Annotated in this window: 19 protein-coding genes and 1 rRNA gene; 13 read left to right on the top strand and 7 right to left on the bottom strand. The window is 40.1% G+C overall.

Going from position 1 to position 19,976, the window contains the following annotated elements; translation table 11 throughout:
- The first annotated feature begins 22 nt into the window (after positions 1-22).
- Together rrf and HWV01_RS20835 are read left to right on the top strand one after the other, a co-directional pair.
- Positions 23-138 (top strand): 5S ribosomal RNA (gene rrf, locus HWV01_RS20840).
- A gap of 184 nt (positions 139-322) precedes the next feature.
- The gene (locus HWV01_RS20835) at positions 323-883 is read left to right on the top strand and encodes a DUF1415 domain-containing protein (protein ID WP_211673313.1); all 561 of its coding nucleotides are present in this window, start codon (positions 323-325) and stop codon (positions 881-883) included.
- Positions 884-938: 55 nt separating this feature from the next.
- On the opposite strand, the gene pyrI is transcribed toward HWV01_RS20835, so the two are convergent.
- Together pyrI and pyrB are read right to left on the bottom strand one after the other, a co-directional pair.
- Positions 939-1,400: an aspartate carbamoyltransferase regulatory subunit gene (gene pyrI, locus HWV01_RS20830; RefSeq protein WP_211673312.1), complete on the bottom strand. Its 462-nt coding sequence runs from the start codon at positions 1,398-1,400 to the stop codon at positions 939-941.
- Between the two features lie 4 nt (positions 1,401-1,404).
- A complete protein-coding gene (gene pyrB / locus HWV01_RS20825) occupies positions 1,405-2,337 on the bottom strand; it encodes an aspartate carbamoyltransferase (protein ID WP_211675932.1) in 933 nt (310 codons plus the stop codon).
- Positions 2,338-2,675: 338 nt separating this feature from the next.
- Here pyrB and HWV01_RS20820 point away from each other — a divergent pair, with 338 nt between their 5' ends.
- The 8 genes from HWV01_RS20820 to tuf all read left to right on the top strand — a co-directional run bounded on the left by HWV01_RS20820 (position 2,676) and on the right by tuf (position 8,726).
- Positions 2,676-3,059, top strand: coding sequence for a RidA family protein (locus tag HWV01_RS20820; RefSeq protein WP_211673311.1), 384 nt, complete (start codon positions 2,676-2,678; stop codon positions 3,057-3,059).
- Positions 3,060-3,071: 12 nt separating this feature from the next.
- Positions 3,072-3,470 (top strand): sulfurtransferase complex subunit TusD, encoded by a 399-nt coding sequence (gene tusD / locus HWV01_RS20815; RefSeq protein WP_211673310.1) that lies wholly within the window; start codon positions 3,072-3,074, stop codon positions 3,468-3,470.
- A gap of 22 nt (positions 3,471-3,492) precedes the next feature.
- Entirely contained in the window at positions 3,493-3,849 is a 357-nt protein-coding gene (gene tusC, locus HWV01_RS20810) for a sulfurtransferase complex subunit TusC (RefSeq protein WP_211673309.1), read from the top strand.
- A gap of 14 nt (positions 3,850-3,863) precedes the next feature.
- Positions 3,864-4,154 (top strand): sulfurtransferase complex subunit TusB, encoded by a 291-nt coding sequence (gene tusB, locus HWV01_RS20805; RefSeq protein ID WP_211673308.1) that lies wholly within the window; start codon positions 3,864-3,866, stop codon positions 4,152-4,154.
- 228 nt (positions 4,155-4,382) lie between these two features.
- Positions 4,383-4,757, top strand: coding sequence for a 30S ribosomal protein S12 (gene rpsL, locus HWV01_RS20800; protein ID WP_006033662.1), 375 nt, complete (start codon positions 4,383-4,385; stop codon positions 4,755-4,757).
- An 84-nt stretch (positions 4,758-4,841) separates the two neighbouring features.
- Positions 4,842-5,315 carry a 30S ribosomal protein S7 gene (gene rpsG / locus HWV01_RS20795; protein WP_017223615.1) on the top strand — a complete coding sequence of 158 codons (474 nt, stop codon included), beginning with the start codon at positions 4,842-4,844 and terminating at the stop codon, positions 5,313-5,315.
- A 68-nt stretch (positions 5,316-5,383) separates the two neighbouring features.
- Positions 5,384-7,477, top strand: coding sequence for an elongation factor G (gene fusA / locus HWV01_RS20790; RefSeq protein WP_211673307.1), 2,094 nt, complete (start codon positions 5,384-5,386; stop codon positions 7,475-7,477).
- A gap of 64 nt (positions 7,478-7,541) precedes the next feature.
- Positions 7,542-8,726, top strand: a complete 1,185-nt coding sequence (gene tuf / locus HWV01_RS20785) for an elongation factor Tu (protein WP_211673306.1) — start codon at positions 7,542-7,544, stop codon at positions 8,724-8,726.
- Between the two features lie 150 nt (positions 8,727-8,876).
- Here tuf and HWV01_RS20780 read toward each other — a convergent pair whose 3' ends face one another.
- The 5 genes from HWV01_RS20780 to hslR all read right to left on the bottom strand — a co-directional run bounded on the left by HWV01_RS20780 (position 8,877) and on the right by hslR (position 15,032).
- A complete protein-coding gene (locus HWV01_RS20780; RefSeq protein WP_211673305.1) occupies positions 8,877-11,216 on the bottom strand; it encodes a Tex family protein in 2,340 nt (779 codons plus the stop codon).
- Positions 11,217-11,264: 48 nt separating this feature from the next.
- Positions 11,265-11,750 (bottom strand): transcription elongation factor GreB, encoded by a 486-nt coding sequence (gene greB, locus HWV01_RS20775; RefSeq protein WP_211673304.1) that lies wholly within the window; start codon positions 11,748-11,750, stop codon positions 11,265-11,267.
- A gap of 171 nt (positions 11,751-11,921) precedes the next feature.
- A complete protein-coding gene (pckA, locus tag HWV01_RS20770; protein WP_211673303.1) occupies positions 11,922-13,553 on the bottom strand; it encodes a phosphoenolpyruvate carboxykinase (ATP) in 1,632 nt (543 codons plus the stop codon).
- Positions 13,554-13,717: 164 nt separating this feature from the next.
- Positions 13,718-14,599: an Hsp33 family molecular chaperone HslO gene (hslO, locus tag HWV01_RS20765; protein ID WP_211673302.1), complete on the bottom strand. Its 882-nt coding sequence runs from the start codon at positions 14,597-14,599 to the stop codon at positions 13,718-13,720.
- Positions 14,600-14,618: 19 nt separating this feature from the next.
- Positions 14,619-15,032 carry a ribosome-associated heat shock protein Hsp15 gene (hslR, locus tag HWV01_RS20760; protein WP_211673301.1) on the bottom strand — a complete coding sequence of 138 codons (414 nt, stop codon included), beginning with the start codon at positions 15,030-15,032 and terminating at the stop codon, positions 14,619-14,621.
- Between the two features lie 425 nt (positions 15,033-15,457).
- On the opposite strand from hslR, the gene gspC reads away from it, so the two are divergent.
- Genes gspC through gspE form a run of 3 tightly spaced genes read left to right on the top strand, consistent with a single transcriptional unit; the run spans position 15,458 to position 19,976 of the window.
- Positions 15,458-16,330: a type II secretion system protein GspC gene (gspC, locus tag HWV01_RS20755; RefSeq protein WP_211673300.1), complete on the top strand. Its 873-nt coding sequence runs from the start codon at positions 15,458-15,460 to the stop codon at positions 16,328-16,330.
- Between the two features lie 52 nt (positions 16,331-16,382).
- Positions 16,383-18,476, top strand: coding sequence for a type II secretion system secretin GspD (gspD, locus tag HWV01_RS20750; RefSeq protein WP_211673299.1), 2,094 nt, complete (start codon positions 16,383-16,385; stop codon positions 18,474-18,476).
- Positions 18,477-19,976 carry a type II secretion system ATPase GspE gene (gspE, locus tag HWV01_RS20745; protein ID WP_211673298.1) on the top strand — a complete coding sequence of 500 codons (1,500 nt, stop codon included), beginning with the start codon at positions 18,477-18,479 and terminating at the stop codon, positions 19,974-19,976. It begins immediately after the preceding gene.

The following is a 19,976-nucleotide window of genomic DNA, read 5'->3' as shown; positions in this document are numbered from 1 at the left end:
TTCGTAAGACTCGAAAAATTTGTTTGGTGACCATAGTGTTGCGGTACCACCTGATCCCATTCCGAACTCAGTAGTGAAACGTAATAACGCCGATGGTAGTGTGGGGCTTCCCCATGTGAGAGTAGGGCATCGCCAAACGCTAAATTAGATTTAAGACACTGTCTTGAACGAAAAAAGCCGATATCATTGATATCGGCTTTTTTTATATCTGTAAATTATTAACTGTTAAAGTTAAAATGTAATCAAATATACTTTCATCACTTTAGGTTAAATCACTAATTTTGTGGTTAACGAATTAAATTCATATATTTAGGATCCTTGTATGACTGATAACCATGAGATAATTAAGTTACAGACGCTAAAATGGGTGAAAGATATTATTGTGAAATACAATCTTTGTCCTTTTGCGAAAAAAGAATTAGAGCGAAAAACAATTCATTGTGCAGTACTTGATGGGACTGATTTAACTGAGTTATTAGAATGTGTTAATGCTGAGTTTATTCGTTTAGATACCAATGAAGAGATAGCTACAACATTAGTTGTTATTCCTAAATTGAGCAGCAACTTTGATGATTTCCTGGACTTAATTGATTATGCGAACGATTTATTGGAAATACAGGATTATGAAGGTGTTTATCAATTAGCGCATATGCACCCTAAGTATCGTTTTGATGACACGACAATGCAAGATGCTGCTAACTTTACTAATCGCTCACCTTATCCAATACTGCACATTATTCGTGAAGATGAGATGGCGCGCGTATTGAGAGTATTCCCGAACCCAGAGGAAATCCCTGAACGTAATGTTGAATTATTACGTAAAAAAGGGTTTAAGGAAATTAAAGCGGAATTAGAAGCGTGTTTTGATGTGAAAACAAAATAATACTATAAAGCGTTTATAACAGAGCTGTATCAGTGAGAAACAGCTCTGTATTAAGTTAAACTTGTTCTGTTACAATTTCTTTTGAAAAAGTTTTTTCACAATACTTACATTTCAAACCGATATTACCTTTGATCATTTTAATGGTAAAAGATGAAATAACCGGTTCTCCGTGTGTAATACAATTTGAGTTTGGACACGGAAATACGTTTTCAACTTCTTTTGGCAATGCTAACGCATGCTTATCTGTCACCTCGAAATTTTCAATTATATTAATGGTTGCATTTGGTGCAAGCAGTGCTAATTGATTCGCTTGTGACTTGGTTATCTCAGTGTTTTCAACTTTAATTAAATCTTTGCTCGCACCATTATGAGTTGGAAGGTTAAAACCAACGGTAACACGCTGCTTTGTATTTGTAAGACTAAATAGTCTGAGGATCTTCACACCTTGTCCCGATGGAATGTGATCGATAACATAGCCATTACAGATAGCTTCGACTTGCATGTGATTGCTTTTCATTATCTTATCCTTCGATTGTTTCGTTTAATACAAGAGCAAGTAATGCTTCACGTGCGTAGACACCATTCTCAGCTTGCTGGAAGTAATACGCGTATGGCGTTTTGTCCACATCGACAGTGATTTCATCAACACGTGGTAATGGGTGAAGCACTTTTAGATTATCTTTCGCATTCTTTAATGAACTGGCTGATAAAATAAACCCTGCTTTCATGTGTTGATACTCTGTTTCATCAAAACGTTCTTTTTGTACGCGAGTCATGTACAACACGTCGATTTCAGGCACGACTTCTTCAATCGAGTTATAACAGGCATAGCTGATATCGTGCTCATCAAGCTCATCACAGATATATTCAGGCATCGCCAATGCATCTGGTGCAATAAAATAGAACTTGCAGCCACTGAACTTAGCAAGGGCTTGTGCTAAAGAATGAACTGTTCGACCGTATTTAAGATCCCCCACCAATGCGATATTTAAATTATCTAAACTGCCTTGTGTTTCGTAAATTGAAAATAGGTCGAGTAATGTTTGTGTGGGATGTTGATTAGAGCCATCTCCGCCGTTAATTACGGGAACGTTGGAAAATTCTGATGCCAGTCTTGCTGCACCTTCTTGGGGGTGGCGCATCACAAATGCATCCGCATAGCTTGAGATCACACTGATTGAATCGGCAAGCGTTTCACCTTTCTTCGCAAGTGATGTGTTACCAGCATTATCGAAGCCAATAACAGCCCCTCCTAATCGTTGGATAGCCGTTTCGAATGATAATCGTGTTCGTGTTGATGCTTCAAAGAAACAGCTCGCAATTACTTTGTTTTTTAAAAGCTCGGGCTGTGGCTGTTTTTTTAGTTTTGCCGCAGTTTTAACAATAAGTTCTAGCTCATTACGTGACATATCATTGATAGATACTATATGTTTTCTAAATAACGGATTTACCATTTTTGTGCCCTGATGATCAGAATTATCCAAAAAAAAGCCTCATATGAATAGTTATGAGGCTTTACAAGTTTGCATGCATAGGGAGAGAGTTCTATGGTCTAATGATATGAACATTCGTTAATCCTCTAATCCGCTAAACACAATTGGTAATTTTAGCTTAAAATAAAAACGACAGAAAGCACTAATCAAATTAATTTTATGTAAAAAAAACCTATAAAGTTTAAACTATTCGTTGCTCTAGATTTGCTTATTATGCGTGTTATTAAATATAATGCGTATAAATAGTGCAATATACTCGCTCTGAATATGGGAGCATTGATAAATTTATGGAACTTACAATGAGTAAAAAAATCATTTCTACAACGAATGCACCTGCTGCAATTGGTCCGTACTCACAAGCTAATCAACTTGGTAATATGGTTTTTACTTCAGGACAGATCCCATTAGTGCCAGAGACGATGGAAATTATTGAAGGTGGCGTCAAAGAGCAAGCTGAATTAGTAATGGAAAATCTAATGGCAGTACTAAAAGCGGCGAATGCAAGTGCCGATACAGTAATTAAAACAACATGTTTCCTGAGTGATATGAATGATTTTGTTACTTTCAATGAAGTATACGCACGTTATTTCCCTGAGAATGCACCTGCACGTTCATGTGTTGAAGTTGCCCGTTTACCGAAAGATGTATTAGTTGAAGTTGAAGCTATCGCTTACACGCTTTAATTAGGCCTATTTATGTCTAAATCGGTCACTATTGCTGTGCTTGTTACAGGTCCAGCATATGGTAGTCAAGATGCTTTAAGCGCCTATCATTATGTTAAATCAGCGATTGAGTTAGGTCATACTATTCAACGCGTATTTTTTTATAATGATGGTGTGCTTAATGGTTCAACACTGACATCTCCAGCTGCGGATGAATTTGATTTATATAATGCTTGGCTTGTGATGGCTCGTGAGCATCTATTTCCTTTAGATATATGTTCAGGTGCAGCGCTAAGGCGTGGTGTTATTGATCAAAATGAAGCGGAGAGGACTGGGAAGAATCAGTTTAATCTTGAGTTACCATTTCAATTAACCGGATTAGGTCAATTAGCAGAGTCGATTATGACTGCTGATCGGGTTATCCAGTTTTAATTATCTACATTTGGTTGAAAATATGTTGAGAGCCGCGTTTGTTACTCGTCAAGTTCCTCATGGCACCAGTCTAGCCAGAGAAACACAAGACGCCATCCTTGCTACGTCTGCATTAACGGAAGAGTTAAGTGTTTTTTTTATTGGCGATGGCGTTTATCAGTTAGTTTGCAATCAAAAGCCTCAAGATATCGCTTGTCGGGATTTTGCGCCTACATTTGGACTGTTTGACATATATGATATCGAAAACATTTATGTGTGCGCAGACTCGCTCCTAGAGCGAGGTATAAGCGATATTGAGTTGATTATCGATGCTGAACGTTTACCACAGCTAGAAATTAATCAGCGTATACGCCAGCATGCTATTATTTTGAATTTTTGACTGGTGATAACATCATGCTTCACATTATTAAATCGTCGCCGTTCTCAAAAAACACATTTATTGACAGTCTAGCTTATCTCAATGAGGGTGATGCGCTGGTCTTTATTCAAGATGCTGTCGTCATTACGGCATCACAGCATAAATATGCTAAAATACTTCAAGATCTCCTACCGAAGATAAGTGTTTACACTTTAACTGAAGATCTGGATGCGAGAGGGTTAAAATGTATTCTAGGTCAGCAAGTTAGCTATCTAGAATTTGTTGATCTTACTGTGTCGCATTTACAAGTACAGACTTGGAATTAAAGAAGCTTAACTGTACGAATTTTCATTGTTGCCCTATAAACTATGGGTAAGTTTTTATCTAGTAGTGTTGTAAAAGCAGTTTATTTACGATTTATTGGTGAATAAACTGATTTATTTTCAATAATACTGTTCTTATGCTTGACAGCTAAAGGCTCAATGACTAAAATTCTGCGTCCCTATATTAGGGATGATTTTTCACACGTAAAAAACTCAACGGAGCTATTTTAAATGGCAACTACTAACCAATTAGTACGCAAGCCTCGCGTAAGAAACGTTACAAAAACTAACGTTCCTGCTCTTGAAGCTTGTCCACAACGTCGTGGTGTTTGTACTCGCGTATACACTACTACTCCTAAAAAACCTAACTCGGCTCTACGTAAAGTAGCACGTGTTCGTCTAACTAACGGTTATGAAGTAACTTCATACATCGGTGGTGAAGGTCATAACCTTCAAGAGCACAGCGTGATCCTAATCCGTGGTGGTCGTGTTAAAGATTTACCGGGTGTTCGTTACCATACAGTTCGTGGTGCGTTAGATACAGCTGGTGTTAGTGACCGTCGTAAAGGTCGTTCTAAATACGGTACTAAACGCCCTAAGAATTAATAATTCTTCGTTTAGTAAGGCCAAGCAAACTGTTAACTATTTATTAGTTTTGGGTAATACCTGAAGCACAACGAGGAATAAGAGATGCCAAGACGTCGCGTCGTAGCTAAAAGAGAAATTTTAGCAGATCCAAAATTCGGATCAGAAATCCTAGCAAAATTCATCAACATCGTAATGGTAGACGGTAAAAAATCTACTTCAGAAGCGATTGTATACGGTGCGCTAGAAACTATCTCTACTAAAAGTGAAGATAAAACACACCTAGAGCTTTTCGAAATCGCTTTAGACAATGTTCGTCCATCGGTTGAGGTTAAATCTCGCCGTGTTGGTGGTTCAACTTACCAAGTGCCTGTAGAAGTTCGTCCTTCTCGTCGTAATGCACTAGCTATGCGTTGGTTAGTTGAAGCAGCACGTAAACGTGGTGAAAAATCAATGGCTGCTCGTCTAGCTGGAGAGCTATTCGACGCTGCTGAAAACAAAGGTTCTGCGGTTAAGAAACGTGAAGACGTTCACCGTATGGCTGACGCGAATAAAGCATTTGCTCACTATCGCTGGTAATTTTTGGACGCAGATTTTAAATCTGCGTCAATTACTTTCTGTCTAGGTTTCCTAGTAAGGGATTTATTGTGGCACGTACAACTCCGATCGAGCTCTACCGAAACATTGGTATTTGTGCTCACGTTGATGCGGGTAAAACTACAACTACAGAACGAATTCTGTTCTATACTGGTCTTTCACATAAGATGGGTGAAGTTCATGATGGCGCAGCCACTATGGATTGGATGGAACAGGAGCAGGAGCGTGGTATTACCATTACTTCTGCTGCGACAACAACAATGTGGAAAGGTATGGATGCGCAATTTAAGCAGCACCGTATCAACATCATTGATACTCCGGGACACGTTGACTTCACGATTGAAGTAGAACGTTCTTTACGAGTCCTTGATGGCGCAGTTGTCGTGTTTTGTGGTGCATCAGGTGTTGAACCACAATCTGAAACGGTTTGGCGTCAAGCTAATAAATATCAAGTACCACGTATCGTATTCGTTAATAAGATGGATCGTACAGGTGCTGATTTTGAAGCTGTAATTGACCAAATTCGTAATCGTCTGGGCGCGACTTGTGTTCCTATCCAGTTAAACATTGGTGCGGAAGAAGAGTTTGAAGGCGTAATTGATTTAATTAAGATGAAATCAATTAGCTGGAATGAAGCAGATCAAGGTATGTCATTTAGTTATGGCGATATTCCTGCTGGTCTACTTGAGCGTGCAGAAGAATTACATGAAGAATTGGTTGATGCTGCCGCCGAAGCTAACGATGAGCTTATGGATAAATACCTTGAAGAAGGTGAATTATCTGAAGAAGAAATTAAAGCGGGTTTACGTCAACGTACGCTGAACAACGAGATCGTACTTGCGACTTGTGGTTCTGCCTTTAAAAATAAAGGTGTACAAGCGGTACTTGACGCCGTGGTTGAATTTCTTCCTAGCCCAACGGAAGTGAAAGATATCAATGGTATTGATGATAACGAGAACGAAATTACTTGTCCATCAAGTGATGACGCTCCCTTTGCTGCATTAGCCTTTAAGATCGCGACAGACCCATTCGTAGGCACGCTTACGTTCCTGCGAGTGTATTCTGGGGTGGTCAATACGGGCGATGGCGTTTATAATTCTGTTAAGCAGAAGCGTGAACGTTTAGGTCGTATTGTGCAAATGCATGCCAATGATCGTCAAGAATTGAAAGAAATACGTGCCGGCGATATTGCTGCGGCAATTGGTCTTAAGGACGTCACTACTGGTGATACGCTTTGTGATATTAATCATAAAGTAATTCTTGAGCGTATGGATTTTCCGGAACCGGTTATCCAAATTGCTGTAGAGCCTAAAACAGTAGCCGACCAAGATAAGATGGCTATCGCTCTAAGTAAATTAGCGGCGGAAGATCCATCGTTCCGTGTTGAAACTGACGAAGAGTCAGCGCAAATTCTGATATCTGGTATGGGTGAACTTCACCTGGACATTATTGTTGACCGTATGCGTCGTGAGTTTAACGTTGAATGCAACGTTGGTAAGCCTCAGGTTGCATATCGTGAATCAATTCGTGATTCAGTTGAAGCAGAAGGTAAATTCATTCGCGAATTAGGCGGGAAAGGTCAATATGGCCATGTTCTGCTGAAATTAGAACCGCTTGAAGCGGGTGCTGGTTTTGAATTTGTGGATGCAATCGTTGATGGTGAAGTTCCTCGTGAATTCATTCCAGCGGTAGAAAAAGGTTGTAAAGAACAGATGGATCAAGGTGTGTTAGCTGGATATCCTATCATGGATGTTCGTGTTACACTCTACGGTGGTTCATTTCACGATGTTGATTCCAATGAAATGGCATTCAAGGTCGCGGGTTCTTTTGGTTGCAGACAAGGCGCATTGGATGCAAATCCAGCCTTGCTTGAGCCAATGATGAAAGTTGAAATTACCACTCCTGAGGGGTGGATGGGTGATGTTGTTGGTGACGTAAGCCGTCGTCGCGGCATGATCGATGGTATGGATGATGGCCACTCAGGTCTTAAAATTATTCATGCTAAGGTTCCGTTGTCTGAAATGTTCGGTTATGCAACTGCACTACGTTCAGCTACACAGGGCCGCGCTTCGTATTCAATGGAATTCCTTGAATACAATGAAGCACCTAAAAACATCGCTGACAAAATTATTGAAGCGAAATAAAGTTTAACTTTGGTAGTCTTTATCATAAGATAAAGGCTTAACTGATAATTAGAAGGTACACGTCGTGTCTAAAGAAAAATTTGTACGTAGTAATACCCACGTAAACGTAGGTACAATTGGTCACGTTGACCATGGTAAAACAACTCTAACAGCAGCAATCACAAACGTACTTGCAAAAGTATACGGTGGTGAAGCTAAAGATTTCGCATCAATCGATAACGCTCCTGAAGAAAGAGAACGTGGTATCACGATCAACACTTCTCACGTTGAATACGATACGCCTAACCGTCACTACGCACACGTAGATTGCCCAGGTCACGCGGATTACGTTAAAAACATGATTACTGGTGCTGCTCAAATGGACGGCGCTATCCTAGTTGTTGCTGCAACTGATGGTCCTATGCCACAAACACGTGAGCACATCCTGCTTTCACGTCAGGTTGGCGTTCCTTTCATCATCGTATTCATGAACAAATGTGATATGGTTGATGATGAAGAACTACTTGAACTAGTAGAAATGGAAGTTCGTGAACTTCTTTCTGAATATGATTTCCCAGGTGATGACCTACCAGTTATCCAGGGTTCTGCTCTTAAAGCTCTTGAAGGCGAAAAAGAGTACGAAGACAAGATCATTGAACTAGCAGACGCGCTAGATTCATATATCCCTGATCCAGAACGTGCTATCGATATGCCTTTCATTATGCCTATCGAAGACGTATTCTCAATCTCTGGCCGTGGTACTGTTGTAACTGGTCGTGTTGAGCAAGGTATCGTTAACGTTGGTGATGCAGTAGAAATCGTTGGTATCCGTGATACTGTTACTACTACTTGTACTGGTGTTGAAATGTTCCGTAAACTGCTTGACGAAGGTCGTGCTGGTGAGAACATTGGTGCACTTCTACGTGGTACTAAACGTGAAGACGTTGAACGTGGTCAAGTACTAGCTAAGCCTGGTTCAATCACTCCACATACTAAGTTTGAATCTGAAGTATACGTACTTTCTAAAGAAGAGGGTGGTCGTCACACTCCTTTCTTTAAAGGTTACCGTCCACAGTTCTACTTCCGTACAACTGACATCACTGGTGCTGTAGAGCTTCCAGAAGGTGTTGAAATGGTTATGCCTGGTGACAACCTTAAGTTTGTTGTTGAGCTAATCAACCCAATCGCGATGGAAGAAGGTCTACGCTTCGCTATCCGTGAAGGTGGCCGTACTGTTGGTGCTGGTGTTGTTTCTAAAGTAATCGCTTAATTTCGATTAGTTTGAACAATATATAGAAAGGTCGCTTAGGCGACCTTTTTTTTCATCTTCGATTTATGTCATTAATTGTTAGCAGAGAATAGCTAAAAAATGACGAACTAAGTTCGCCACATTTCATTTTATAACATAGTCATTTCACTATTAACGTTTCTTTGCATTTTTAAACGCGTCAGCAAAGGCATTGTTACCGAACGATGTATTTCTATTTTCAGTTTGATTCTGTTTTTTTGATTCTGGTTGCTTGTATGGTTTTGCTTTATTAACAACCGTTTGGTTCTTATCTGATTCTGAAGTATTACGTTGTACTATGTCATCATCTAACCGCATTGTGAGTGCGATACGCTTTCTGGCTATATCAATTTCTGTCACTTTAACTTTGACTACTTGACCAGCTTTCACAATCTCATGGGGATCTTTTACAAAACGGTTCGTTAGTGCAGAAATATGGACTAAACCATCCTGATGAACACCGATATCAACAAAGGCACCAAAGTTAGTCACATTACTGATTATACCCTCTAATAACATCCCTGGTTCTAAATCTGTTATTTTTTCAATACCGTCTTTGAATGTTGCTGTTTTGAATTCGGGTCTTGGATCTCGACCTGGTTTCTCTAGCTCTTGCAGAATGTCGATGACCGTTGGTATCCCCACTTTAGTATTTGTGTAATCTTGTGGGTCAAGCGATCTCAGTATTTCACTATTACCAATAATATCGGTAATTTTTCTCCCTGTCTTTTGAGTAATCTCTTTCACGATGGAATATGACTCAGGATGAACTGCTGAGCTATCAAGCGGGTCTTTCGCGTTTAATATACGCAAGAATCCGGCACATTGTTCAAAAGCTTTAGGACCTAATCTCGCAACTTTCTTTAGTTCACTACGTTTACTAAATGGACCGTTGTCATTACGATAATTAACAATGTTTTCAGCAATGGTTTTGTTCAATCCTGCAACACGAGAGAGTAGGGCTGCTGATGCTAAGTTAACATCAACCCCGACTTTATTTACGCAATCTTCAATGACAATGTCGAGTTGCTTTGATAACAAGGTCTGGTTTACATCATGCTGATATTGACCAACACCAATTGCTTTCGGGTCGATTTTAACTAACTCGGCAAGTGGGTCTTGTAAACGACGAGCAATGGATACGGCTCCTCGAATAGAAACATCAAGCTGTGGAAATTCGTTGGCTGCTAACTCTGATGCAGAATAGACTGATGCACCGGCTTCACTGACCATGATTTTTTGTAATTTAAGCTCTGGCTTCGCTTTAATTAACTCAGCGACTAACTTATCTGTTTCTCGAGATGCGGTGCCGTTACCAATACTGACTAATTCAACGTTATAGCGTTGGCACAAAGTCGCTAATGTCGACAGCGATTGTTGCCATTGCTTTTGTGGTACATGCGGATAGATGGTTGTGTGATCGAGTAATTTACCTGTTGCATCAACGATGGCAATTTTGGAACCTGTACGTAATCCTGGATCAAGTCCAAGTGTTACTTTTGGTCCCGCTGGCGACGCCATGAGCAATGCAGTTAGGTTGGCTGCGAATACTTTGATAGCTTCCACTTCCGCCGATTCTTTCATTTTACCGATAAGTTCAGTTTCTAATTGGCTGAGTAATTTTTGTTTCCAACTGCTGTGAACGACTGATTTTAACCATTCGTCAGCGGGTTTATTTTGATAATGAATACCCAAATGTTTGGCGATGATTATTTCACAATAGCTGGTTGCATTTTTCTCGGTAAATTCAGGGTCTGCATTCAAACCTATTTGTAGCTCACCTTCATTTTTGCCGCGTAACATGGCTAACATGCGGTGTGATGGTACTTTGCTAATCCCCTCACTGTGGGCAAAATAATCTTTGAATTTGCTGTCTTCTGTGGCTGTTTTTTTATTTTCTTTTGACTCAAGCGTTGCGTGAGAAAGTAACTGTTTACGGACTTTAGCAATCAGTTCTGCATCAACGCTCGCTTTTTCCATCAGAATAAATTTAGCCCCTTCTAAAACTTGCTCTGGTTCAGAAAAATTACTCTCTGATGTGGTGAATTGTTTCGCAAGCTGCAGAGGTTGTTGTTGTGGGTTTTCAATAAGCGTTTCAGCAAGTGGGATTAGTCCTGCTTCAATTGCTATTTGTCCTTTAGTTCGACGCTTTGTTTTAAAAGGTAGGTAGAGATCTTCTAAACGCGTTTTTGTTTCAGCATTATTGATAGCGGCGGTTAACTGTGGGGTTAACTTATCTTGTTCGGCGATATTTTTTAAAATTGTTTCACGGCGCGTTTCTAAGTCACGTAAGTAGGTCAGGCGCTGTTCTAATGTTCTTAGTTGACCATCATCTAAGCCTTCAGTGGCTTCTTTTCGATAGCGGGCGATAAAAGGGACGGTCGACCCGTCATCAAGTAGGGTAATTGCAGCGTTAACTTGGCGTACATGCGCATTAATTTCTTGCGCGATCAGAATAGCTAATTTAGACACTTTGGATCCTTAAAATGAATAGATTTGTGATGACATGAATACGGATGATTATTCTGTAAATGGGATGTATTGGATCTTGTTGATGTACCACGTTTTACTACCCGCAGGCGTGTGCACTATCGCCTCATCATCAACTTGTTTCCCGATAAGGGCTTTTGCCATTGGAGAGTCGACTGTAATGAAATTACGTTTTGGGTCTAATTCGTCACGGCCGACAATGCGGCACTGTATTACCTTACCATCATCATCTTCTAATTCGGCATAGGCGCCAAAATAGACAGTGCCATCTTGTTGTGGACGATAATCGACGATCTCTAATACTTCGAGGCGTTTAACTAAAAATCGAATTTCGCGGTCGATGGTTCGCAGTAAATGTTTATTTTCTTTGTAGTCAGCATTTTCACTGCGGTCACCTAGAGAAGCTGCCCAAGACACAACTTTTGTGACTCTTGGTCGTTCTTCTTTCCAGAGAAATTTAAGGCGTTTGTCTAAAGTTTCCCAGCCCACTCGGGTGATTAAGTTTGATATAGCCAATGCTATGACCTTCTTAAATTATATTGAAGAGAAATTATAGCAATAGCACAGCTGAATAGCTCATTTTCGTTATGGCAGGTAGAAAAAATGCCAGGTCGATTACTCGATACTGGCATTATGTTCATTATTGCTCATTATTTAAATCGGTATAAACATTAACTTAAATAAAGTTTAAAGTTGTGGACCTGCAGCAAGTAGTGCTTTGCCTTCTTCGTTGTCAGTGAACTTCTCAAAGTTGCTCACGAAACGTTTTGCAAGCGCTACCGCTTTCTCTTCCCATACATTTGCATCTTCGTATGTATCTCGTGGATCAAGAATCTTAGTATCACAACCTGGTAGTGTTGTTGGTACTTCTAAATTGAAGTAAGGGATCGTTTTACTTTCCACTTTTTCAATTGAACCATCAAGAATTGCATCGATGATTGCACGTGTATCTTTAATTGAAATACGTTTACCTGTGCCGTTCCAACCCGTATTCACTAGGTAAGCTTGCGCGCCGGATGCTTCCATACGTTTAACAAGCTCTTGGCCGTATTTGGTTGGGTGAAGCGATAGGAACGCGGCGCCGAAACAGGCAGAGAATGTTGGTGTTGGTTCTGTAATGCCACGCTCAGTACCAGCCAATTTAGCCGTAAAACCTGATAGGAAGTGATATTTAGTTTGTTCTGGCGTTAGTTTAGATACTGGAGGTAAAACACCAAATGCATCAGCACTTAAGAAAATAACTTTATTTGCGTGACCGCCTTTCGAGATTGGCTTAACGATATTTTCAATGTGTTCGATAGGATAAGAAACACGTGTGTTTTCTGTTTTCGAACCGTCGTTATAATCAACTACGCCACCGTCAAGTACGGTTACGTTTTCAAGTAATGCGTCACGACGAATTGCGCCGAATATTTCTGGCTCCGCTTCTGCACTTAACTTAATTGTTTTTGCGTAGCAACCACCTTCGAAGTTGAATACGCCATCATCATCCCAACCGTGTTCATCATCACCAATTAATTGGCGTTTTGGATCGGTTGATAATGTTGTTTTACCTGTACCAGATAAGCCAAAGAAGATTGCTGTTTCACCATCAGAACTTACGTTTGCTGAACAATGCATTGATGCAATACCTTGTAGTGGCAATAGGTAGTTCATATAAGAGAACATACCTTTTTTCATTTCGCCGCCGTACCAAGTACCGCCGATAAGTTGAATTTTCTCTGTTAAATTGAAAGCAACAAAGTTTTCAGAATTTAGGCCGTGCTTTTCCCAGTCAGGGTTTGTGCACTTAGCGCCATTCATTACCACGAAATCTGGTTCGTAAGTTGCTAATTCTGCTTCGGTTGGACGGATGAACATGTTCTTAACGAAATGCGCTTGCCATGCAACTTCGGTGATGAAACGAACTTTAATACGGGTATTGGCGTTAGCACCACAGTATGTATCAACAACGAATAAACGTTTTGTGGAAAGCTGTTGTGTTACGAGTGCTTTAAGATCATTCCATACGTCTTGAGAGATGGCTTTATTATCATTTTTACCTTGATCTGACCACCATACTGTATCGCGAGTTGTATCATCACGAACAATGTATTTATCTTTTGGTGAACGACCGGTGAAGATACCTGTATCAACTGCAACTGCACCTGATTCAGTAACAGTCCCTTTTTCATAACCTTCTAGACCTGCTTTTGTTTCTTCTGAAAAAAGTAGCTCGTAAGAAGGGTTATATACGATTTCTTCAACATCCTTGATGCCATATACCGATAGATCGATAGTGGCGCCAATAACTGTATTTTTATGTTTTACTTCTGTCATTGGTATCTCCTGGGGGTACAGAGTTTAATTTATTGTTTCAGATTAAATTAAGTTGGTTTGCAAATTAAATTTAATGGGTGCACTAACGGCACCCTTATTATTAAATTTAGCAGTGTTAAACGATGTGCTACGGTGTATTTTCTACACTCTTATTCACATTTTGTTTAATGTACTGGGTTGCCAATTTGCGGTGAATGTATATCTTCTACATCTCCCGCATTAAAGGCATAAAGCGAACCGCAATAATCACAGTGCATCTCTATTTGTCCTTTTTCAGCAATAATATCAAGTAACTCTTCTTTTGCTACGCTAAGTAGTGCTGTTGCACTACGTTCATGTGAACAACCACATTTAAATGACACGGTTTGTGGATCGAATAAGCGTACTTTTTCTTGGTGATAAAGTCGTACTAGCACATCTTCAGCATCAAGATTAAATAATTCATCATCTTTTATCGTTGCTGTTAATGCGACTAGGTGTTCAAAATCTTCATGTGAACTTTTCTTGTCGTCTGATGCTGGTAATTTTTGTAGCATCATGCCTGCAGCTTGTTTTCTATAGCCCACTTTACCAGTACGGAACCACAAACGTGTTGTTAGCTGTTCAGACTGTTCGAAGTATTGCTCTAAGCATTCTTGTAAAGTTTCGCCACCAAGATCAACGATACCTTGATAACGTTCGCCTTTGTCTGGTGAGACAGTAATAACCATCACACCTTTACCAATCAATTCTTTTACATTGTTTGTGTCTGGTACTGAACCATTCCAGCGAGCCACACCACGTAATTCAAGATCTTCGTTACCATTAATAACTGCAAGTGTCACCGGACCGTCACCTTGTAACTGAACCGTGATAGAGCCTTTAAATTTTAATGTCGCTGTTAATAGACTTGCTGCAACTTGTAACTCACCGAGTAGGCGCTGAACAGGTCTTGGGTAATTTAGGTTTTCTAAAATATCAATAAAGCTTTGTTCAAGTTGTACAATCTCACCACGTACTTGGTGATCTTCAAACAGGTAACGGTGTAATAAATCTTTCTGGCTCATAATATTCTCGACGTTAAAGTTAATGATTTTTTATCCGCAATAGTTCTCGACGTTGTTTCTTGTCGGGACGTTTATCAGGGCTAGGGTTATACAATGTATTCAGTTTACGCGCGACATCATTTTGTGCACGCTTTTCAACACTAGTTGGTGTTTCTTCATACAAAGTAGCCGCCTCTGGTGCCCCTCTCCTTTGTGCGGAAAGCTGCTTTACGATCACTTCCTTTTCATCAAAGCCTTGTTTTATTTTTATTGTTGCACCCAACTCAACGGTTTTACTGGGTTTTGTGCGTTGATCATTGTAGCGGACTTTACCACTTTGGATCATGTCTCTGGCAATGGCGCGGGTTTTAAAAAACCGTGCAGCCCACAACCACTTATCAAAACGCACATCACTATCTGGTTTGGTATTTTTTGACATATTGAATGTAACCATATTCCAAATAAACGATCTTATTGATCTGATTATAACAGATAAATAAAGCAGTAAGAGAGTCTTTTATTGAGCGGGAATACACATTTCATTAACTAAATCACGTCGTTGATTTCACATTTCTTTCATCATAGTTTCATTTGTAAGTGTTGTAATTATAGTGTGGCGAATAATCAGAATTCATATATTCTTTAAAGGTTAGCGCTGGTATATTTTTTTATTAAAAAAATATTAATTTTCTGTCATGATTTATCCGATTCATCTGATTTATATGATTTAACTGATGTTTGTCGTGTTTAAGGCTTGTACGGATAGAGCGAGAGGGCTAATATTGGTCAGTTCAATTTACGACTTTTATTCGGGTTAATCACAAACGTTGGTAAACATAGCTTATTTTGAAAGTAATGCTGTATTAGGGTAATACAAAAATGGATAATTTAGATGCGCTTAAGCAGCTTATAATCAAACTACCTCAAAAACAAATATCGACCTTTTGTTGCTATTTTTTACTCGCTGTATTTTGTTATCAATCAGCGGTGTTAACTTGGCAGTTATGGCCGATAAAGTCAGAATCTGCAACATTATGGCAACCTATATTTAGCAGTGGTAGTGATCAAGCCAAAAGTTATGAATTAAATACACTTCGTAATTTAAATTTATTTGGTAAACAGCAAGCAGAAAATCAAGAGTCTGTCGCTGTTCAGACTATTGATGCACCAAAAACACGCTTACGTCTAATATTAGTTGGCCTTGTTGCGAGTACTGAACCAAGTCTTGCATTAGCGATTATCGAGCTCAAAGGTAAGCAAGAAACGTACGGGATTGATGATGAGATTGGCGAGACGAATGCGGTGTTAAACCAGGTACTGGTTGACCGTGTGATCATTAAATATAGAGGTAACTTAGAAACGTTAATGTTGGATGGTGAAGAATTCACTCGTGAGACAAGCGAACGACAGTCTCATAACGAAAGTTCAAGCAAAGCACCTAGAGACCTTTCTAATCTACGTAACGACTTATTATCAAACCCTGCCAGCATTACCGACTACGTACGTATTTCTCCCGTTCGAACTAATGGGAAATTAGCGGGTTATCGTGTTAATCCAGGTAAAAATCGTGAACTATTTAAAGAAGTTGGTTTAAAACCAAATGATCTCGCCGTATCGTTAAATGGATATGATTTAACGGATACTCGCCAAGCAATGGAAGTTGCCACGCAACTGAAAGACTTGACCGAAATGTCCCTGACAGTTGAGCGTGATGGGCAATTACACAGTATTTATTTAAGTATGCCAGAGTAGCCATTGAGCGACACACTTTTTAAGCCGGTAACTTAGGTAGCTAAGGATAAAGATGAACCTTAATAACGTTGGAAAAAAATTAACAAGCTTAACTTCAGGGATATTGCTGAGTTTGAGTGGGATGGCCATGGCTGCCGATTATTCTGCAAGTTTTAAAGGCACTGATATTAATGAATTTATTAATGTTGTGGGTAAAAATTTAAATAAAACAGTGATCATTGATCCGAGTGTGCGTGGCAAGGTGAATGTTCGTAGTTACGATCTATTAAATGAAGAACAGTATTATCAGTTCTTTCTTAATGTCTTAGATGTATATGGTTATTCCGTTGTTAAGATGGACAATGGTGTACTTAAAGTTATTAAAAGCAAAGTAGCAAAAACATCCAGCATACCTGTGGTTGATGATAACGATCCTGGTCAGGGTGATGAAATGGTTACGCGTGTTGTACCTGTTCATAACGTATCGGTACGTGAGCTCTCTCCGTTATTACGTCAGCTAAATGATAATGCTGGTGGCGGTAATGTAGTGCATTATGAACCGTCTAATGTGTTAATGCTGACAGGCCGCGCAGCCGTGGTTAATCGCTTAGTGGAAATTGTCCACCGTGTAGATAAAGCGGGAGATCAGGCCGTTGATATTATTCATCTTAAATACGCATCTGCTAGTGAGATGGTTCGTATTATTGATAGTGTGAACAAAGGCGATGGGAAATCGAAGATCCCAAGTATTTTACAACCTAAAATTGTTGCTGATGATAGAACTAACGCGGTTGTGATTAGTGGTGATCCCAAAGCGCGTCAACGTGTTGCTAAATTAATCCAACAGCTTGATAGCGAATTAGAAAGCACAGGTAATACCCGCGTTATTTATTTGAAATACGCGAATGCTAAAGAAGTTGCCGAAGTTTTAAAAGGGGTGAGTAACTCTATTGAGGATGGAACGTCTGGTTCATCGACTAAATCAAAATCAAAATCGAGTTCAAAATCAGAGCCGGGTATTGAAGCGCATGAAGACACCAATGCGTTGGTGATTACGGCACAACCGGATGTGATGCGTACCTTAGAGCAAGTGATTAGTCAGCTTGATATTCGCCGTGCACAAGTATTAGTCGAAGCGATTATTGTCGAAATATCAGAAGGTGATGGCATTGACTTTGGTGTTCAGTGGGCAACGGAAGCAGGTGGCACGCAATATAATAATGGCAAGCAAGTCTCTTTAGGTGCACTTGGCCAGGGTATTTATGATGCACAGGATAAAAAAACGACAACGATTTATACTGACCCTGCAACAGGTATAGAAACACCGAGGACGACTACAACTTCTGGTGATACTTCAGCACTTGCTTCAGCACTTGGTAATGTGAACGGCATGATTATGGGCGTTATGAATGGGTCAAAAACCTTCGGTGCGATTATTCAAGCGGCTGCTACAGATACTAATTCTAACCTTCTTGCTACGCCAAGTATCATGACACTCGATAATCAAGAAGCCACATTTGTTGTTGGTGAAGAAGTACCCGTTATTACAGGCTCTTCAACGGGGTCGGGTAATGAAAACCCATTCCAGACGATTGAGCGTCGGGAAGTGGGAATTAAATTAAAAGTGACGCCACAAATCAACGAAGGTGATGCGGTACAGTTAACCATTGAGCAAGAGGTATCACAAGTATTAGGTTCTACTGCGGTGGATGTGACTTTTGCGAAACGTCAGGTAAATACCACCATTTTAGTGGACAGTGGGCAAACGATCGTGATTGGTGGCTTACTTGATGAGAAAGTGATTGAAAGTGTTTCTAAGGTACCTTGGCTCGGCGACATCCCTTGGATTGGTAATTTATTCAAGTCTACATCATCAAGCACTTCAAAACGTAATCTGATGATCTTTATTAAACCGACCATTATTCGTGATAATGCATCGATCCGCGGTATCAGCAATCGTAAGTACAGTTTAATGCGCGCAAATCAGTTGCTACAACAAGAAAAAGGTGTCGCATTGATGCCGTTTACTGATGTTCCAGTGTTACCTAAATTTGATGAAGAGCGTATTATTTCGCCTGCAGTTCGTCAATATCTGGAAGAGCAAGATGATCAAACGGTTGAATTTGACATGAGAACGAAGCCTAAAACGACAAGTGAGGCTGAGTAGATGAGTACTCAGGATTATGACGAGGTAAGTGAAAGCGAACGCTTGCCTTTTTCGTTTGCCAAAAAATTTGGTGTAGTGCTAAGTGAAGGTGAACGGGGCTGGGTGTTATATCACAAAGCCGATGTTGCCCCGAGTACGGTACTTGAAGTACGCCGTAACCTTGGCCAAGCGTTTCAATTGGTGTTGTTAGATGATGAGGCATTCGAATTAAAACTGACAGATGTGTTTCAACGTGACTCATCAGAAGCTAGACAGTTAATGCAGGACATTGGTAATGAAGTTGATTTTTTTACGTTAGCTGAGGAGTTACCAACCGAAGAAGATTTATTGGAGTCCGATGATGATGCGCCGATCATTAAACTGATCAATGCGATGCTCAGTGAAGCGATTAAAGAAGGTGCTTCAGACATTCATGTGGAAACATTTGAGCGTGCATTGGTGATCCGCTTCCGTATTGACGGTGTATTAAGAGAAATTTTGAAACCGAATCGGAAATTGGCATCATTGTTAATATCACGAATCAAAGTTATGTCAAAAATGGATATAGCAGAAAAGCGTGTTCCCCAAGATGGGCGAATCTCGTTGCGAATTGGTGGACGTGGTGTTGACGTGCGTGTATCAACCTTACCATCGAGTTTTGGTGAACGTGTCGTAATGCGTTTACTCGATAAGAATAACGCTAAATTAGAATTAAAGCATTTGGGGATGACGTTAGATAATCGTAATAAGATGTCTGAACTTATTCATAAGCCACACGGCATTATTTTAGTTACTGGTCCTACGGGGTCGGGTAAGAGTACGACCTTATATGCCGCACTATCGGATATTAACAGCAAAGATCGTAATATCTTAACGGTTGAAGATCCAATTGAATATCAACTTGATGGCATTGGGCAAACGCAAGTAAATCCAAAAGTTGATATGACCTTCTCACGTGGTTTACGTGCTATTTTACGTCAAGACCCCGATGTTGTGATGATTGGTGAGGTGCGTGATTTAGAAACAGCGCAAATTGCCGTTCAAGCTAGTTTAACGGGTCACCTCGTATTATCTACCTTACATACTAATACCGCAGTGGGCGCCGTCACTCGTTTACGTGATATGGGATTAGAGCCCTTCTTATTGTCGTCAAGTATATTGGGTGTACTGGCACAACGATTAGTACGAACGCTTTGTCCCGATTGTCGAGAAGGTGCACCGCCAACAGAGCGCGAACTTGAGCAATTGGCTTCTAATCGAGTGGCGGACGCGACAGTCATTTATCATCCGAAAGGTTGCGAAAACTGTAACAACACAGGCTATCGAGGTCGTACTGGTATTCATGAATTATTAATCGTCGATGAAGATGTGCGAGACATGATCCACAGTGGTGCTGGCGAACAAATCGTAGAACGTCATATTCGACCATTCACACCAAGTATCCGTCAAGATGGCCTAGCTAAAGTACTGGAAGGTGTCACCACCTTAGAAGAAGTACTTCGTGTGACAAGAGAGGGATAA

This window comes from Moritella sp. 5, from assembly GCF_018219455.1.
Lineage (GTDB): Bacteria > Pseudomonadota > Gammaproteobacteria > Enterobacterales > Moritellaceae > Moritella.
The sequence above is the reverse complement of the archived record's forward strand: the minus strand, read 5'-3'. Positions and strand labels throughout refer to the sequence as shown.

Excerpts from the sequence above, each read along its gene's own strand:
- HWV01_RS20835 (WP_211673313.1), top strand. The coding sequence starts at position 323 with ATGACTGATAACCATGAGATAATTAAGTTACAGACGCTAAAATGGGTG.
- pyrI (WP_211673312.1), bottom strand. The coding sequence starts at position 1,400 with ATGAAAAGCAATCACATGCAAGTCGAAGCTATCTGTAATGGCTATGTT.
- pyrB (WP_211675932.1), bottom strand. The coding sequence starts at position 2,337 with ATGGTAAATCCGTTATTTAGAAAACATATAGTATCTATCAATGATATG.
- HWV01_RS20820 (WP_211673311.1), top strand. The coding sequence starts at position 2,676 with ATGAGTAAAAAAATCATTTCTACAACGAATGCACCTGCTGCAATTGGT.
- tusD (WP_211673310.1), top strand. The coding sequence starts at position 3,072 with ATGTCTAAATCGGTCACTATTGCTGTGCTTGTTACAGGTCCAGCATAT.
- tusC (WP_211673309.1), top strand. The coding sequence starts at position 3,493 with ATGTTGAGAGCCGCGTTTGTTACTCGTCAAGTTCCTCATGGCACCAGT.
- tusB (WP_211673308.1), top strand. The coding sequence starts at position 3,864 with ATGCTTCACATTATTAAATCGTCGCCGTTCTCAAAAAACACATTTATT.
- rpsL (WP_006033662.1), top strand. The coding sequence starts at position 4,383 with ATGGCAACTACTAACCAATTAGTACGCAAGCCTCGCGTAAGAAACGTT.
- rpsG (WP_017223615.1), top strand. The coding sequence starts at position 4,842 with ATGCCAAGACGTCGCGTCGTAGCTAAAAGAGAAATTTTAGCAGATCCA.
- pckA (WP_211673303.1), bottom strand. The coding sequence starts at position 13,553 with ATGACAGAAGTAAAACATAAAAATACAGTTATTGGCGCCACTATCGAT.
- hslO (WP_211673302.1), bottom strand. The coding sequence starts at position 14,599 with ATGAGCCAGAAAGATTTATTACACCGTTACCTGTTTGAAGATCACCAA.
- hslR (WP_211673301.1), bottom strand. The coding sequence starts at position 15,032 with ATGGTTACATTCAATATGTCAAAAAATACCAAACCAGATAGTGATGTG.
- gspC (WP_211673300.1), top strand. The coding sequence starts at position 15,458 with ATGGATAATTTAGATGCGCTTAAGCAGCTTATAATCAAACTACCTCAA.
- gspD (WP_211673299.1), top strand. The coding sequence starts at position 16,383 with ATGAACCTTAATAACGTTGGAAAAAAATTAACAAGCTTAACTTCAGGG.
- gspE (WP_211673298.1), top strand. The coding sequence starts at position 18,477 with ATGAGTACTCAGGATTATGACGAGGTAAGTGAAAGCGAACGCTTGCCT.